General features: G+C 71.8%; 12 protein-coding genes. 6 read left to right on the top strand and 6 right to left on the bottom strand.

All coding sequences use genetic code 11. The features are described 5' to 3' along the window. Nucleotides 1-245: 245 nt before the first annotated feature. The 3 genes from pta (at nt 246) to pyk (ending at nt 5,127) form a co-directional block, all read left to right on the top strand. Nucleotides 246-2,327 (top strand): phosphate acetyltransferase, encoded by a 2,082-nt coding sequence (pta, locus tag ACIQRW_RS04510; protein WP_403754235.1) that lies wholly within the window; start codon nt 246-248, stop codon nt 2,325-2,327. A 53-nt stretch (nt 2,328-2,380) separates the two neighbouring features. Further along, the gene (locus tag ACIQRW_RS04505; RefSeq protein ID WP_403754440.1) at nt 2,381-3,592 is read left to right on the top strand and encodes an acetate kinase; all 1,212 of its coding nucleotides are present in this window, start codon (nt 2,381-2,383) and stop codon (nt 3,590-3,592) included. 104 nt (nt 3,593-3,696) lie between these two features. After that, nucleotides 3,697-5,127: a pyruvate kinase gene (gene pyk / locus ACIQRW_RS04500; RefSeq protein ID WP_403754232.1), complete on the top strand. Its 1,431-nt coding sequence runs from the start codon at nt 3,697-3,699 to the stop codon at nt 5,125-5,127. A 105-nt stretch (nt 5,128-5,232) separates the two neighbouring features. On the opposite strand, the gene ACIQRW_RS04495 is transcribed toward pyk, so the two are convergent. The 4 genes from ACIQRW_RS04495 to ACIQRW_RS04480 all read right to left on the bottom strand — a co-directional run bounded on the left by ACIQRW_RS04495 (nt 5,233) and on the right by ACIQRW_RS04480 (nt 9,525). Continuing rightward, the gene (locus ACIQRW_RS04495; RefSeq protein WP_403754229.1) at nt 5,233-6,576 is read right to left on the bottom strand and encodes a hypothetical protein; all 1,344 of its coding nucleotides are present in this window, start codon (nt 6,574-6,576) and stop codon (nt 5,233-5,235) included. Further along, nucleotides 6,566-7,141, bottom strand: a complete 576-nt coding sequence (locus ACIQRW_RS04490) for a DUF6114 domain-containing protein (RefSeq protein ID WP_403754226.1) — start codon at nt 7,139-7,141, stop codon at nt 6,566-6,568. The genes ACIQRW_RS04495 and ACIQRW_RS04490 overlap by 11 nt, the downstream gene beginning before the upstream one ends. Before the next feature lie 97 nt (nt 7,142-7,238). Then, nucleotides 7,239-7,901 (bottom strand): DUF6230 family protein, encoded by a 663-nt coding sequence (locus tag ACIQRW_RS04485; RefSeq protein WP_403754223.1) that lies wholly within the window; start codon nt 7,899-7,901, stop codon nt 7,239-7,241. A 652-nt stretch (nt 7,902-8,553) separates the two neighbouring features. Further along, nucleotides 8,554-9,525 carry a tetratricopeptide repeat protein gene (locus ACIQRW_RS04480; protein ID WP_403754221.1) on the bottom strand — a complete coding sequence of 324 codons (972 nt, stop codon included), beginning with the start codon at nt 9,523-9,525 and terminating at the stop codon, nt 8,554-8,556. A gap of 453 nt (nt 9,526-9,978) precedes the next feature. Here ACIQRW_RS04480 and ACIQRW_RS04475 point away from each other — a divergent pair, with 453 nt between their 5' ends. Then, complete coding sequence (locus ACIQRW_RS04475) at nt 9,979-10,605, top strand: TetR/AcrR family transcriptional regulator (RefSeq protein ID WP_403754218.1); 627 nt, start codon at nt 9,979-9,981, stop codon at nt 10,603-10,605. Nucleotides 10,606-10,615: 10 nt separating this feature from the next. Here ACIQRW_RS04475 and ACIQRW_RS04470 read toward each other — a convergent pair whose 3' ends face one another. Next, a complete protein-coding gene (locus ACIQRW_RS04470) occupies nt 10,616-11,704 on the bottom strand; it encodes a GDP-mannose 4,6-dehydratase (RefSeq protein WP_403754215.1) in 1,089 nt (362 codons plus the stop codon). Then, a complete protein-coding gene (locus tag ACIQRW_RS04465; protein WP_403754210.1) occupies nt 11,701-12,915 on the bottom strand; it encodes a UDP-N-acetylglucosamine--N-acetylmuramyl-(pentapeptide) pyrophosphoryl-undecaprenol N-acetylglucosamine transferase in 1,215 nt (404 codons plus the stop codon). Before ACIQRW_RS04465 ends, ACIQRW_RS04470 begins: the two co-directional genes overlap by 4 nt. Before the next feature lie 64 nt (nt 12,916-12,979). Between ACIQRW_RS04465 and ACIQRW_RS04460 the strand changes: the two genes are divergently transcribed. Continuing rightward, complete coding sequence (locus tag ACIQRW_RS04460; protein WP_403754207.1) at nt 12,980-13,666, top strand: response regulator transcription factor; 687 nt, start codon at nt 12,980-12,982, stop codon at nt 13,664-13,666. Then, entirely contained in the window at nt 13,663-15,069 is a 1,407-nt protein-coding gene (locus tag ACIQRW_RS04455; protein WP_403754204.1) for a sensor histidine kinase, read from the top strand. The genes ACIQRW_RS04460 and ACIQRW_RS04455 overlap by 4 nt, the downstream gene beginning before the upstream one ends. Nucleotides 15,070-15,150: the final 81 nt, after the last annotated feature.

Here is a 15,150-nt window from a genome sequence, read left to right as displayed (position 1 = left end):
ACGCCCGGCACGGACCCCGCGCTTTCGGCCGGGCCCAGGGGGTAGGAGGCCCTGTCGGGCGGGGACGCGCGTCCCTGCCGGGGGCGAGGCCTCCGGCGGGCGGCATAGCGGCCCCCGCAGGTATCGTCAAGAGGCAATGCAGACCAATGCCGCACCCGGCGGATCACCGGGCGGGCACGGGGGCATCACCGCACGTCCGGACGCCCACGGGTCGCGGCACCGAACACAAGGACGGGAGAGCACGCGTGGCGCGCAGCGTGTACGTGACCGGGATCGACCGGGGGGACGGCCGGCAGGTCGTCGAGCTGGGAGTCATGGAGCTTCTGACGCGTCAGGTGGACCGGGTCGGCGTCTTCCGTCCGCTGGTCCATGACGGACCGGACCGGCTCTACGAGCTGCTGCGGGCCCGCTACCGGCTCTCCCAGAGCCCGGCCTCCGTCTACGGCCTGGACTACCACGAGGCCTCCGCCGTGCAGGCGGAGAAGGGCACGGACGAGCTGGTCTCCCGGCTCGTCGACCGCTTCCACCAGGTAGCTCGCGCGTACGAGGTGGTCCTGGTCCTGGGCAGCGACTTCGCCGCCACCCAGCTCCCCGACGAGCTGGCGCTGAACGCCCGGCTGGCCAACGAGTTCGGGGCCTCGGTGATCGCGGTGGTCGGCGGCAAGGGGCAGAACGCGGAGTCCGTTCGCGCCGAGACCCGTAACGCGTACCGCGCCTACGCGGGCCTCGGCTGCGATGTGCTGGCCATGGTGGTGAACCGGGTCGCCGCCGAGGACCGCGCGACGATCGCGGAGCGGCTGGCGGCCCGGCTGCCGGTGCCCGTCTCCGTCCTGCCGGACGACCCGGCGCTCTCGGCGCCCACGGTCGCCCAGATCACCGCGGCGCTGGACGGCACGGTGCTGCTCGGCGACGACGCCGGGCTCGCGCGCGACGCGCTGGACTTCGTGTTCGGCGGGGCCATGCTGCCGAACCTGCTGAACGCGCTGACGCCCGGCTGCCTGGTGGTCACCCCCGGGGACCGGGCGGACCTGGTGGTGGGTTCGCTGGCCGCGCACAGCGCGGGCACCCCGCCCATCGCGGGCGTGCTGCTGACCCTGAACGAGCGCCCCGGCGAGGAGATACTCACGCTGGCCGCCCGGCTCGCACCGGGGACCCCGGTCGTGTCGGTGGCCGGCGGCTCCTTCCCCACCGCCGGCGAACTCTTCGCCCTCGAAGGGAAGTTGAACGCGGCGACCCCCCGCAAGGCGGAGACCGCCCTCGGCCTGTTCGAGCGACATGTCGACACCGGCGCCCTCCTCGACCGGATCTCGGTGGCCCGCAGCGGACGCGTCACGCCGATGATGTTCGAACACGAGCTGCTGGAGCAGGCCCGCTCCGACCGCAAGCGCGTGGTGCTGCCGGAGGGCACCGAGGAGCGGGTGCTGCGCGCCGCCGACGTACTGCTGCGCCGGGACGTCTGCGACCTCACGCTGCTCGGCGACGTGGACGTGATCCGCAAGAAGGCCGCCGACCTCGGCATCGATCTCGCGGACACCCAGCTGATCGACCCGCACACCTCGGAGCTGCGGGGCGTCTTCGCCGAGCGGTACGCCGAACTGCGCGCGCACCGCGGGGTGACGGTGGAGCTGGCCGTCGACGTGGTGGCGGACGTGAACTACTTCGGCACGCTGATGGTGCAGGAGGGGCTGGCCGACGGGATGGTGTCGGGCTCGGTGCACTCCACGGCGGCCACCATCCGCCCGGCGTTCGAGATCATCAAGACGAAGCCGGACGCGTCGATCGTGTCGTCCGTCTTCTTCATGTGCCTGGCCGACAAGGTCCTCGTGTACGGCGACTGCGCCGTCAACCCGGATCCGAACGCGGAGCAGCTCGCGGACATCGCGGTGCAGTCGGCGGTGACGGCGGCCCGGTTCGGCGTGGAGCCCCGGATCGCGATGCTGTCGTACTCCACCGGGACCTCCGGCTCCGGCGCCGACGTCGACAAGGTGCGCGAGGCCACCGAGCGGGTGCGGGCGGAGCGGCCCGAGCTGCGGGTGGAGGGGCCGATCCAGTACGACGCGGCGGTCGAGCCGTCCGTCGCGGCGACGAAGCTGCCCGGCTCCGAGGTGGCGGGCCAGGCGACCGTGCTGATCTTCCCGGACCTGAACACCGGCAACAACACCTACAAGGCCGTGCAGCGCTCGGCGGGCGCGGTGGCGGTCGGCCCGGTGCTCCAGGGCCTGCGCAAGCCGGTCAACGACCTGTCGCGCGGCGCGCTCGTCCAGGACATCGTCAACACCGTGGCGATCACGGCGATCCAGGCGCAGGGCGAGGAGCGCCCCGCATGACGACACCCACTCCCCCGGCCACTCCCTCCGGAAACGAAAGCACGGCAGCCCCTGTGGAACCGCACCGCGTCCTCGTCCTCAACTCCGGCTCCTCGTCGGTGAAGTACCAGCTCCTCGACATGCGCGACCGCTCCCGGCTCGCCTCGGGCCTGGTCGAGCGGATCGGCGAGGAGACCTCGCGCCTGGTGCACACGCCGCTGACCGGCGGCGGCGCGGAGCCCCGTGAGCGTACGGGCCGGATCGCGGACCACGACGCGGCGCTCAAGGCGGCGGCCGAGGAACTGGCGGCGGACGGCCTCGGCCTCGACTCCCCCGAACTCGCCGCGATCGGGCACCGGGTGGTGCACGGCGGGCTGAAGTTCAGCGCGCCGACCGTGATCACCGACGAGGTGCTGCGGGAGATCGAGCGCCTCGTCCCGGTCGCCCCGCTGCACAACCCGGCGAACATCACGGGCATCGTCACGGCGCGGGCGCTGCGGCCGGACCTGCCGCAGGTCGCGGTCTTCGACACGGCGTTCCACACGACGATGCCGGAGGCGGCCGCGCGGTACGCGATCGACGTGGAGACCGCCGACGCGCACCGCATCCGCCGCTACGGCTTCCACGGCACCTCGCACGCGTACGTCTCCCGGAAGACGGCCGAGCTGCTGGGCCGGGCGCCGGAGGACGTGAACGTCATCGTGCTGCACCTGGGGAACGGGGCGTCCGCGTCGGCGGTCGCGGGCGGGCGGTGCGTGGACACCTCCATGGGGCTGACGCCCTTGGAAGGGCTCGTGATGGGTACGCGCTCCGGGGACATCGATCCGGCGGTCACCTTCCACCTGAAGCGGGTGGCGGGCATGTCGGCCGACGACATCGACGTCCTGCTGAACAAGAAGAGCGGGCTGGTCGGCCTCTGCGGCGACAACGACATGCGGGTGATCCGCCGCCGGATCGACGAGGGCGACGAGCGGGCCGCGCTGGCCTTCGACATCTACATCCACCGGCTGAAGAAGTACATCGGCGCCTATACGGCGGTGCTCGGCCGGGTGGACGCGGTGGCGTTCACGGCGGGGGTCGGGGAGAACGCGGCCCCGGTGCGGGAAGCTGCCATCGCGGGCCTGGAGGAGCTGGGCATGACGGTGGACGCCTCGCTCAACTCCGTACGGTCCGGAGAGCCGCGGCTGATCTCGCCGGAGTACGCGCGGGTGGCGGTCGCCGTGGTACCGACGGACGAGGAGCTGGAGATCGCCGACCAGACGTTCGCGCTCGTCGGCCGACCGTAGCCCGCGGGGATCGGAGGGGTCGACAACTGAGCACCCCCGCGCCCCTTTGTACCTTCCACCAGACGGAATATTCCGCAACGAAACAAACCGATAGGATCCGCCTCATGCGCCGTTCCAAAATCGTCTGCACCCTCGGTCCCGCCGTCGACTCCCATGAGCAGCTCGTCGCTCTGATCGAGGCCGGCATGAGCGTGGCCCGTTTCAACTTCAGTCACGGTACCCACGAGGAACACCAGGGCCGTTACGACCGTGTCCGCAAGGCGGCCGCCGAGACCGGCCGCGCGGTCGGCGTGCTCGCCGACCTCCAGGGCCCGAAGATCCGGCTGGCGAAGTTCGCCGAGGGCCCGGTCGAGCTGGTCCGCGGGGACGAGTTCACCATCACCTCCGAGGACGTCCCCGGCGACAAGTCGATCTGCGGCACGACCTACAAGGGTCTGCCCGGCGACGTCGTCAAGGGCGACCCGATCCTGATCAACGACGGCAACGTCGAGCTGAAGGTCGTCGCGGTCGAGGGTCCCCGGGTGAGGACCATCGTCATCGAGGGCGGTGTCATCTCCGACCACAAGGGCATCAACCTGCCCGGCGCGGCGGTCAACGTCCCCGCCCTGTCCGGGAAGGACGTCGAGGACCTGCGCTTCGCGCTGCGGATGGGCTGCGATCTGGTCGCCCTCTCCTTCGTCCGCGACGCCGAGGACGTCAAGGACGTCCACAAGGTGATGGACGAGGAGGGCCGCCGGGTCCCCGTCATCGCCAAGGTGGAGAAGCCGCAGGCCGTCGAGCACATGGAGGGCGTCGTCATGGCGTTCGACGGTGTGATGGTGGCCCGCGGCGACCTGGCCGTCGAGTATCCGCTGGAGAAGGTCCCGATGGTACAGAAGCGCCTGGTGGAGCTGTGCCGGCGCAACGCCAAGCCGGTGATCGTGGCGACCCAGATGATGGAGTCGATGATCACCAACTCGCGGCCGACCCGCGCCGAGGCGTCCGACGTCGCCAACGCGATCCTGGACGGCGCGGACGCGGTCATGCTCTCCGCCGAGTCCTCGGTGGGCGCCTACCCGATCGAGACGGTCAAGACGATGGCGAAGATCGTCGTCGCGGCGGAGGAGGAGCTGCTCTCCAAGGGCCTCCAGCCGCTGGTCCCCGGCAAGAAGCCTCGTACGCAGGGCGGTTCGGTGGCCCGCGCGGCCTGCGAGATCGCGGACTTCCTGGACGGCAAGGCCCTGGTCGCCTTCACCCAGTCCGGCGACACCGCGCGCCGCCTCTCCCGCTACCGCACGGCCCAGCCGATCCTGGCCTTCACCACGGACGAGGCCACCCGCAACCAGCTCGCGCTGAGCTGGGGCGTCGAGTCGCACGTCGTCCCGCACGTGGACAACACCGACGCGATGGTCGACCTGGTCGACGCGGAGCTGCTGAAGCTGAACCGCTACAACGACGGCGACACGATGATCATCACCGCCGGCTCGCCCCCCGGCATCCCCGGCACCACCAACATGGTCCGGGTGCACCACCTGGGCGGCGGCGAGCGGGACTGACCCGCACCCGCACCACCGCATGACCGTGGGCCGTACTCCTGGTGAGGAGTACGGCCCACGGTGCTGTGCGGCTCCCGGACGGGTTCGGGGGGGGGCGGCTGTCGGCTAGCTCTTGCCGCCGTCGAGGAAGTTCTGCAGTCCCGGAACGGTGAGCGTGCCGCCGAACTGGCCGGCCTGGACCACCTTCACCTTGGTGAAGAAGGCGAAGGGGACGTTCAGCGGCGGCGGGGTCTGGGGGCTGAAGGTGATCGGGATGAGGCCGAAGAGGTTGCCCTTCAGCTCCTCCGTGTACATCGTCACCTCGCCGTCGCGGATCGTCGACGTGGATCCGGGCCGCGACTTCACATGGCCGGTCGTGCCCGCGGGGCCGACGGTCAGCTGGTGCAGGTCCTTGATGTCGATGGAACTGGCGGTGAACTTGAGCACCTTCTTGATGCTGCCGTCCGCCTTCTTCACCTCGACGATGCCGTGGTAGTCCAGGCCGTTGAGGGTGAGCAGCGTCGACTCCAGGATCCACGGGTCGGACGGGAGCAGCGGGATGCCGGGCTCCAGTTCGGCCGCGGCGAGCGCGTCCGGGTCCGGCTCGGGGCACGGGAAGCGGGGCTTGGCGCCGTCCGGGATGTCCTCGTCCTTCTTGGGGTCGAGTCCCTTGACGTCCTCGTCGAGTTCCTCGACGTCCTTGCCCGCCTTCCCGGCCGCCTCGCGGATGGCGTCGGCCGTCTTGTCGGACGTCTCCTTCGCCTTGTCCGACGCGCTCCCGGCCGGGTCCGTCGGTTCGTCGGACGGCTCGGCGGACGGCTTCGGGGCCTCGGTCGTGGGGCTCGGGGACGGACTCGCCGGCTTCTCGGTCCCGGCCTCGTCGTCGGGCCCGTCGAAGAGGTCCTTGAGCGCGTCGCCGACCCCGAGCGGGTCCAGCGGGTTCTTCGACTTCGTGGGCGTCGGGGTCGCCGAGGGCGCCTCAGCGGGCGTCTCCCCTGCGGACTGCGCCGACTTGTCGGCGTCGGCTTCGGCGTCGGCTTCGGCGTCGGGCTTCGCCCCGTCGGCGGAGCCGCCGGCCGTGGGCTTGGGCGTGGCGGTTCCGTCGTCGCCGGGCTTCGCCCCGTCGTCGCCGGGCTTCGCGTCCTTGCCGGCCTCGTCCTTCGCCGTGGCCGACGGGGACGGGGTGGCCTTCGGCGACTCGGACTCGCTCGGCTCGTCGGACCGGGTGACGCACGGGCCGGGCGCGAACGGGATGTCGGCACGGTCGTCGGCCAGGGCCAGCTTGGGCGTCAGCCCCATGCCCACGAAGACCGCCGTCGGCATCGCCGCGAGCGCCAGCGCCTTCTTGCCGCTGGGCAGGTGGAGTTTGGTCAGCAGCGACTTCCTGGGGGCCGCGTGACGGGGGCCCCTGCGCTCGCGGAGTTCGTCGCCGGGGTGGGCGTTCATCTGCTGTCCGTCGTCACCCCGCACGATGCCTCCCGCCGTCGGCGTCGGCTGCCAGGTCGTACCCGGAGCCCTGCTGCTGCGGCACGGCGGCGGCGTGGATCTCGTCCTCGGAGCGCTGCTCGTCCGGCAGACCCTTCGACGCCGAAGCACGCCGGGAGCCCTGCTCGCCGAACGGCTCCTCGTCGCTCTTCGTCTCGCCCGGGGCCCAGGAAATGGACAGGGCTCCGCCGACGAGGGAGAGCAGGAATCCGATGACGAAGCCGCCGATATTGGCGACGGGTATGGAGATCAGTGCCAGCAGGATGGAGGCGACGCCGGCGAAGACCCGGACGATGCTGTGGAACCACATCGTCAGGCCGAGCGTGATCAGCAGGACCCCGATGATCAGGGATCCGGCGCCGGCCGTGGTGGACATGGCCAGCGTCACGTTGCCGAGGTGCATGTTGGCGTACGGGAAGTAGGCGATGGGAATGCCACCCGCCATGGTGAACAGTCCGGCCCAGAACGGCCGGTTACCCCGCCAGGCGCGGAAGCGTCGCCGATAGACGCGGATGTAGTGCTCGTTCTGCCCTGTGGACTCGGGGCTCATGGAAAACAGCTCCCTGGAACCGGTACTGCTGTGAGAAGAGAAGGGGTGGGTGACCGGAAGCCGACAGGATGCGGGCTCCGGTCACCCGATCGGGTGCTTAGTAGCACTCCTCGTCGGTGCCCTTGTGGAGGCGCAGCTTCAGACCGCTGAGGTTGAAGGTGCCCGCCGTTGTGGCCCACGCCTTCTGCTCGACGTTCGACAGCACGGCCTTCTCGGCCCGCTGTGCGAAGCCGTTGGGGTTGGCCTGGGTGTTGGGCTGGATGCCCGTCGGCCCCTTCTTGCCACCCGGGTAGTCCTGGAGCGAACCCGCCGCGACGCCGATGTCGATGTTCTTGAACTTGGCGTCGGCGTCGAGCTGCGACACATCGAGGTAGAGGTCCTTGGCGTAGACACGGTCGTGTCCCTTGCCACCCGCCTCCAGCCTCAGGGTGACGTTGCCGAGACCGAACGGCAGGTCCGGCGTGACGACCGACTGGCACATGTTCGTGATGTAGGCCTTACTGAAGCCCGACACCGCGACCGGTGCGTTCATCGGCTTGCCGTCGAGCGTCTTGCCCGACGCCACGCTGCCGTACTGGACGAAGTCCCAGCCCTCCAGCTGCGTGGCCTTGACCTTGAACTCCTGGCCGGAAACGCTGAACGAGGCCGCCAGCGCGCCCTGTGCCAGGCCTATGCCCACCGCGGCCGTCGCGGCGACGCTCGGCACCATGACCAGAGCGAACCGCTTCCATCTCGTCCCACCGCGAACCTGGGAACTCATACTTGCTCCTTCTTCTCGGACGTACATCTCCGGTCCGGGCGTCGTGCCCGTCCTGGGATGGGAGAAGTGCTACGTCCTCGGGAAGGAGAGCGCCCGTATCGGAGACGTGTCCCGCATCCGATCCACCGGCGTTCACCCCCGAGCGACAACCACTGGCCGCGCTTTCCGCACAGCCGGTCGGACAGGCCCCGCCCGTGGGCGGGAACCCCCCTGTCCGCGGTCGGCGCCACTGCCGCCGACCACTCGGTGGGGACCCAACAGACCCTCAGGCACCGGCTGGAGACCGGGCTGAAGGTATTGGACCGAGCGTGGCCGATCGTGGTGCATTCACGGCCGCGACACAAGAGGGATCGTTACTGGCTAGTAACGGCCCGATAACCACAGGGCGACAGGGCGGCATCACACGGCGACACAGGGTGGCACGAAAGGGACATCGGAATGGCGGGAAACTTCCTGGAAACAGGACAGAATCACCGACCCGCCTTACTGCGAGTAACAGCTTGCATCTTTGTCAAGATTTGGTAAAGCGAGGGCTTCTCGCGTTCTTCTTTGGCGTCAGGACGGCAAAACGGCCGCGCCGCCCGGGGGGCGGGGCGGCCGTCTTGTCACATCGGAACAATCGGGCGCGTCCGGAGCGGACGGCGGGCCGGGCTCAGAACAGGACGCGGGCCAGCGCGGTACGCGCGGCGGTGACCCTGGGGTCCTCCGGACCGATCACCTCGAACAGCTCCAGGAGTCGCAGCCGGGCGGCGTCGCGGTCGTCGCCCGCGGTGCGGCGGACCGCTTCGACGAGCCGGCCGAAGGCGTCCTCGACGTGTCCGCCGACCAGGTCGAGATCGGCGGCGGCCAGCTGGGCGTTCACATCCCCCGGGCTGTCAGCGGCTTCCTTGCGGACCGCCTGCGGGTCCAGGCTCTGGACGCGGCCGAGCAACTCCGCCTGGGCCAGGCCCAGCTTGGCCTCCGGGTTGCCCGGGTCGTCCGCGAGGACGTTCTTGTACGCCTGGACCGCGCCGCCGAAGTCATTGGCGTCGAGAGCCGAAGCGGCGGCCTCCAGCACGGCGTCGTACGGGCCGGCCGGCACCTCGGCCGGGACCGCGTCCGCCGGGGCGGCGCCCGGGTCGACGGCGATCCCGGTCAGCCCGAAGCGCTCCTCGCCGACCTGGATCAGCTGGTCCAGCGTCTCGCGGATCTGGGCCTCGGGGGCCGCGCCCTGGAAAAGCGGGAGGGCCTGCCCGGCGACGACGGCGAAGACGGCCGGGATGCCCTGGATACCGAACTGCTGCATCAGCATCTGGTTCGCGTCGACATCGACCTTGGCCAGCAGGAAGCGGCCGTTGTACTCGACGGCCAGACGCTCCAGCAGGGGGCCCAGCTGCTTGCACGGCTCGCACCACTCGGCCCAGAAGTCGATGACGACGGGGACCTCGGCGGAGCGCTGGAGGACATCGCGCTCGAAACCGGCTTCATCGACGTCGATCACCAGGGCGGTGGGCGCGACGGCTCCGGCGCCCCCGGTACGGGAGGCCTCCGCGCGGGCCTGCTCCGCCTTGGCCTTGGCCTCACCGGCCGCCTTGACAGCGGCGAGGTCGACAACGCCGCTCATGGACATGTTCCTAGGCTGCATGCGTACATCCTCCCCCCTGAGCACACCGTTCCGGAAAGCGAGTGCGAGAACCGGACCGGCCCGGGCGCCCCCACCGGTGTGCGGGGGCGGACGGGCCGAGGCGGTCCCGGCTCCCCGAAGCGCCCGTAGGGCCCGGAGGAACCGGTCGGGCCCCTGAAAGACCCTGGCTGGAACTGATCGGACCCCGAAAGGCCCGGGTGGACCTTCCGGATCCCCATCCGGCCGGTCCGTGCGGCTCCGGGTCCCCACCCGGCGCCTGGGATCTCCGTGGAGACCCCGGTGGCTGTCGCTCGTTCGTTCCGTGGCGCAGGGGGGCGATCCTGCCGCCCTCCTTACGCTACGACCCGTAGCGTAACTGCCGATCACCCCGCCCGGACAGGTGATCCCGGTGATCTGTCTCACGGGCACCGGAGCACAACCGTTCGCCCTACCGGCCGGTATGGTCGCCGCATCATGAACGACAGCGACCCCCGAGCCACCCGACCAGGACGTCCGCGGAGCACCGCGGCCGATGCCGCGATCCTCGAAGCGACGCGGGCGTCCCTGGTCGATCTCGGCTGGTCGAAGCTGACGATGGGCGATGTGGCGACCCGGGCCGGGGTCGCCAAGACGACCCTCTACCGGCGCTGGGCGGGCAAGAACGAACTGGTCGTGGACGCGGTCGCCGTCCTCTTCGACGAGCTGGAGCTGCCCGACCGGGGCAGCCTGGCCGCCGACGTGCAGGGCGTCGTGCTCCAGTTCGCCGCCCTGCTGGAGCGGCCGGAGGCCCGTACGGCGCTGATGGCGGTGGTCGCCGAGTCCACCCGCGACGACTCGCTGCGCCTGAGGATCCGCTCGGCGATCGTGGACCGGCAGAAGCGGCTGGTGCTGCTGGGCCGGGAACGCGCCCAGGCACGCGGCGAGCTGCGGTACGAGGACGACTCCTCGACTGCCTCCCGCAACGCGGACCTGATCTTCGACGTGATCGCCGGAGCCGTGGTGCACCGCACTTTGGTGAGCGCGGAGCCGGTGGACTCCGCGTGGGCGAGCGGCTTCACCTCGCTGCTCCTGCTGGGGCTGGCGGGCGCGCAGGCGGGCTGAGAAGGCCCGCTCAGACCTGGTAGCGGCCCGGCGCGAACAGGTGCAGGTGCTCCGCCACCCAGGCCGAGGTCCGCTCCAGGCCTTCCTCCAGGCCGACTTCGGGCTCCCAGCCCGCCCACGTACGGGCGCGGGTGTTGTCCGAGAGCAGCCGGTGCACCTCACTGCCGGAAGGCCGCAGCCGCGCCGGGTCCACGACGATCTCGGCGTCCCGACCGGAGGCGGCGATGAGGGCCTTCGCGAGGTCCCCGACCGAAATCTCCCGGCCGGTACCGAGGTTGACGCTCTCCCCCAGGGCGCGGTCGCAGCCGGCCAGCGCCAGGAACCCGGCCGCGGTGTCGGTGACATAGGTGAAGTCGCGGGTCGGGGTCAGCGAGCCGAGGCGGATCTCCCGGGCCCCGGCGTGCAGTTGGGCCAGGATCGTGGGGATCACGGCGCGGGCCGACTGGCGGGGCCCGTAGGTGTTGAACGGCCGCACCACCGTCACCGGCAGCTCGAAGGCGTGCCAGTGGGACAGCGCCATCATGTCGGCGCCGATCTTCGATGCGGAGTACGGGGACTGCGGCTGGAGCGGGTGGTCCTCGCCGATCGGGGCCGTCAGGGCGCTCCCGTACACCTCGCTGGTGGAGGTGTGCAGCAGGCGGCGCACGGAGTGGCGGCGGCAGGCCTCGGCGATGTTCTCGGTGCCGACGACGTTCGTGCGGACGTACGCGCCCGGGGAGTCGTAGCTGTAGGGGATGCCGATGAGCGCGGCGAGGTGGAAGACCGTGTCGCAGCCCTCGACCGCGTCCATCACCCGGCCCGCGTCGCCGACGTCCCCGGCGATCATCTCGACGGGGCCGTGCGGGTCGTCGAGGTAGCGGGCGAGGTGGCCCTTGTCGGCGTACGGCTTGTAGTGGACGAACGCCCGTACGCGTGCGCCGCGTCGGACGAGCAGGTCGACGAGGGTGGAGCCGATGAACCCCTCGGCTCCGGTGACGAGGACGGTGCGGCCGGTCCAGTCGACGGTGCTGCCGGTGATGTTGTCGGTGGTGCTGCCGGTGATGTTGTCGGTGGTGCTGCCGGTGATGTTGTCGGTGGTGCTGCCGGTGGTGCTGGTCATGGGGTGAACTCCCTTGCTTCGGACGGGTGTACGGAGGTGGCGGCAAGGCGGATGACCGTCCCGGCGAGCAGGTCGGCGGCGCGGGCGTGGTTGCCCGGGTCGGCGGCGCGTCCCATCACGGCGAGCCGGGCCGGGTCGGCGAGCAGCGGGTCGATCAGTTCGGCCAGCCGGTCGGCGGTGGTCTCGGCGTCGGGGACCAGGTGGGCGGCCCCGGCGTCGGAGAGGACCCGGGCGTTGTGGGTCTGGTGGTCGCCGGGGGCGTGCGGGTACGGCACGAGGACGGCGGGCACCCCGGTCGTCGCGAGTTCCGCGATCGTGGCCGAGCCGGCCCGGCACACCACCAGGTCGGCCACCGCGTAGGCGAGGTCCATCCGGTCGAGGTAGGGCACCGCCCGAGCGACCGGCCCCACGCCCGCGTCGGCGAGCGTCCGGACCTCCCCCGGTGCGCACGGCCCCGCACCCGAACCGACCTCGGCCAGCTTTCGCCGGGTCTCCGCGAGCGCGGCCGGGCCCGTCTTGATCAGGAGGTGGACGTCCTCGCGGTTCCGCCAGCGGGCGGCGAGGCCCACGGCGGCGGCGGTGAGGCGGGCCGCGCCGAGGCTTCCGCCGTTGAAGAGGATCACCCTCGCCCCCTCGGGTATCCCGAACGCCCGCCGGGCTTCCTCGCGCAGGGCGGGCCGGTCCAGGGCGGCCAGGGACGCGGCGATCGGCATGCCGACGGTCTGCGCCCGCTCGCCGCCCGACAGATGGGCGCGGCTGCCGTCGAAGGCGACGGTGAGATGGTCGGTGAGCCGGGCGGCGAACTGGTTGGCCCGGCCGGGCACCGCGTTGGACTCGTGGATCACGCTGGGCAGTCCGGCCATCCTCGCGCCGACGATCGCCGGGGCGCTCGGGTAGCCGCCCATGCCGACGACGACCTGCGCCCGCTGTTTGCGCAGGACCGAGCGGGCCTGGGCGCCGGAGCGGAGCAGGGCGGCCGGGAGCAGAAAACGCTTCGCTCCGAGCGCGGGGTCGAAGGGGATCATGTCGACGGTGTGCAGCCGGTAGCCGGCCGCCGGGATCAGGGTCGTCTCCAGCCCGCGTTCGGTGCCGATGAAGGAGATGACGGCGTCCGGGTCGGCGCGGCGCAGGGCCTCGGCGAGGGCGAGACCGGGGTAGATGTGGCCGCCGGTGCCGCCCGCACCGATCACGACGGAGAGTGGTGTGCGCATGGCCGCCACTCTCGGCGGGCGGCTTAAGAGGGTTCTAAGAGTCCGGTTTGGCAGTCTTCGGGGTATGCGGAGTACGAGCAGGATTCTGGTGGCCGAGGACGAGCCGGACGTGCGGGCCGCCGTCGAGGACGGGCTGAGCGTCGAGGGGTACGAGGTCCGGGGCGTCGGCGACGGGCTGGCCGCGCTGTCGGCGGTGGCCGCCTGGGAGCCGGACGCTCTGGTCCTGGACGTGATGATGCCGGTCCTCGACGGGCTCGCGGTGTGCCGGAGGCTGCGGGCGATGGAGGACCGGACGCCGGTGCTGGTCCTGACCGCGCTGTCGTCGGTGAGCGAGCGGGTGGACGGTCTGGAGGCGGGGGCCGACGACTATCTGGTGAAGCCGTTCGCGCTGGACGAACTGGTGGCGAGAGTACGGGCATTGCTGCGGCGGGCTGCGCCGCCCGCCCCGGACGGGGACCTGGCCTTCGCGGATCTGACGCTGGATCCGGTGACGCGGACCGGGCGGCGCGGCGGCCGCCCGGTGGAGTTCTCCCGTACCGAGACGGCGTTGCTGGAGCTGCTGCTGCTCCACCCGGGGCAGGTGCTCCCGCGCGAGGTGATCCTGGAGCGGGTCTGGGGCCAGGATTTCGGGCCGGACTCCAACTCGCTGGCGGTGTACGTGGGTTATCTGCGGCGGAAGCTGGAGGCGGGCGGCGAGCCGAGGCTCGTCCACACCGTGCACGGGCTCGGCTACCGGCTGGACGTGGTGTGAGCGGGGTGCGGAGGCTGGGCGCCCGGTGGCGGCGGAGACGACCGCTGCGTACGCGCCTCGCGCTGGCCGCCTCGGCTGCGGTGGCGCTGGTCGCGGTCGGGGTGTGCGCGGCGGCGTTCTTCGTCATCCGCTACGAACTGCTGCACCAGCTGGACCTGTCCCTCACGCAGTCGGCGACCCGGGTGATCCAGGAGAACCGGGGTGAGGGGCCGCAGATCGTGGCCGGCGAGTGCCGCTACCTCTCCGCGCCCGCCTGTGCCCAGATCGTGCCCGCCGACCCGGAGGCGGACCCGGAGGCCGCGTATCTGCTGCCCGTCTCCGCCCCCGTACGGGAGGTGGCGGCGGGGACGCGGGCCCCGTACTACAGCAACGTCTCCCGCTTCGGGCAGCCGCTGCGGATGCTGACCACCCGGTTCGGGGACGGGCGGGCGCTCCAGGTGGCGCTGCGGGCGGACCCGGTGGAGAAGGGCGTGCGGCAGGCGGCCGTGCTGCTCGCGGCGGTCGGCGGGGCGGGGGTGCTGCTGGCGGGGCTGCTCGGGTACGCCGTCTCGCGCACGGGCCTGGCCCCGGTGGCCCGGCTGACCTCGACCGCCGAGCGGATCGCGGCGACCCGGGACCCGCGCCACCGCATCGAGCTGCCGCCGGGGCCGCCGGGGCGGCAGGACGAAGTGACCCGGCTGGCCACCAGCTTCAACACGATGCTCGGGGAGCTGGAGCAGTCGGTGAGCTCCCAGCGCCGGCTGGTCGCGGACGCCTCGCACGAGCTGCGGACCCCGCTGACCGCGCTGCGCACCAACGCGGAGCTGCTGGCCCGGGCGGACCGGCTGACGCCCGCGCAGCGCGCAAGGGCCTCGGGGGCGCTGGGGCGGGGGATCCGTGAGGTGACCGGGCTGGTGAACGACCTGATCGAGCTGGCCCGGGACGAGGAACCGCTGCCCCTGGTGGAGGAGGTGCGGATCGCGGAGGTGGCCGAGCACACGGTGGCCATGGCCCGGACGCACTGGCCGGAGACCCGTTTTCTGCTGGAGGTGGGGGCGGGCGCGACGGAGGCCACCCGGCCCGGGGTACCGGCGCGGCTGGCCCGGCTGCTGACGAACCTGCTGGACAACGCGGCCAAGTTCAGCCCGCCGGGCACCCCGGTGGAGGTGGCGCTGAGCGTGTACGGGGCCGGGGGCGGGCTGGAACTGACGGTCCGGGACCACGGGCCGGGGATCCCGGCCGATGATCTCCCGTACGTCTTCGACCGCTTCTACCGGGCCGAGGCGGCCCGTGCCCTGCCCGGTTCGGGGCTGGGTCTGGCGATGGCCCGGCAGATCGCGCGCGCCCATGGTGCGGAACTGACGGCGGGGGCGGCGCCCGGCGGCGGCGCGCTGTTCACGCTGACGTTCGGGGAGGGCCCGTAGGAGGCGGGGCCCGTGGAGGGCAGGGCCCGTGCAGGGCAGGGCCCGTGCAGGGCAGGGCCCGTGCAGGGCAGGGCCCGTGCA

Source organism: Streptomyces sp. NPDC091287, assembly GCF_044768525.1.
Lineage (GTDB): Bacteria > Actinomycetota > Actinomycetes > Streptomycetales > Streptomycetaceae > Streptomyces.
Note: the sequence above shows the minus strand (reverse complement) of the source record. Positions and strands in the feature narration are given on the sequence as shown.

What these genes read in the sequence shown, in the direction of transcription:
- ACIQRW_RS04475 (WP_403754218.1), top strand. Translation starts at nt 9,979, where the DNA reads ATGAACGACAGCGACCCCCGAGCCACCCGACCAGGACGTCCGCGGAGC.
- ACIQRW_RS04480 (WP_403754221.1), bottom strand. Translation starts at nt 9,525, where the DNA reads ATGCAGCCTAGGAACATGTCCATGAGCGGCGTTGTCGACCTCGCCGCT.
- pyk (WP_403754232.1), top strand. Translation starts at nt 3,697, where the DNA reads ATGCGCCGTTCCAAAATCGTCTGCACCCTCGGTCCCGCCGTCGACTCC.
- ACIQRW_RS04460 (WP_403754207.1), top strand. Translation starts at nt 12,980, where the DNA reads ATGCGGAGTACGAGCAGGATTCTGGTGGCCGAGGACGAGCCGGACGTG.
- ACIQRW_RS04465 (WP_403754210.1), bottom strand. Translation starts at nt 12,915, where the DNA reads ATGCGCACACCACTCTCCGTCGTGATCGGTGCGGGCGGCACCGGCGGC.
- ACIQRW_RS04485 (WP_403754223.1), bottom strand. Translation starts at nt 7,901, where the DNA reads ATGAGTTCCCAGGTTCGCGGTGGGACGAGATGGAAGCGGTTCGCTCTG.
- ACIQRW_RS04470 (WP_403754215.1), bottom strand. Translation starts at nt 11,704, where the DNA reads ATGACCAGCACCACCGGCAGCACCACCGACAACATCACCGGCAGCACC.
- ACIQRW_RS04490 (WP_403754226.1), bottom strand. Translation starts at nt 7,141, where the DNA reads ATGAGCCCCGAGTCCACAGGGCAGAACGAGCACTACATCCGCGTCTAT.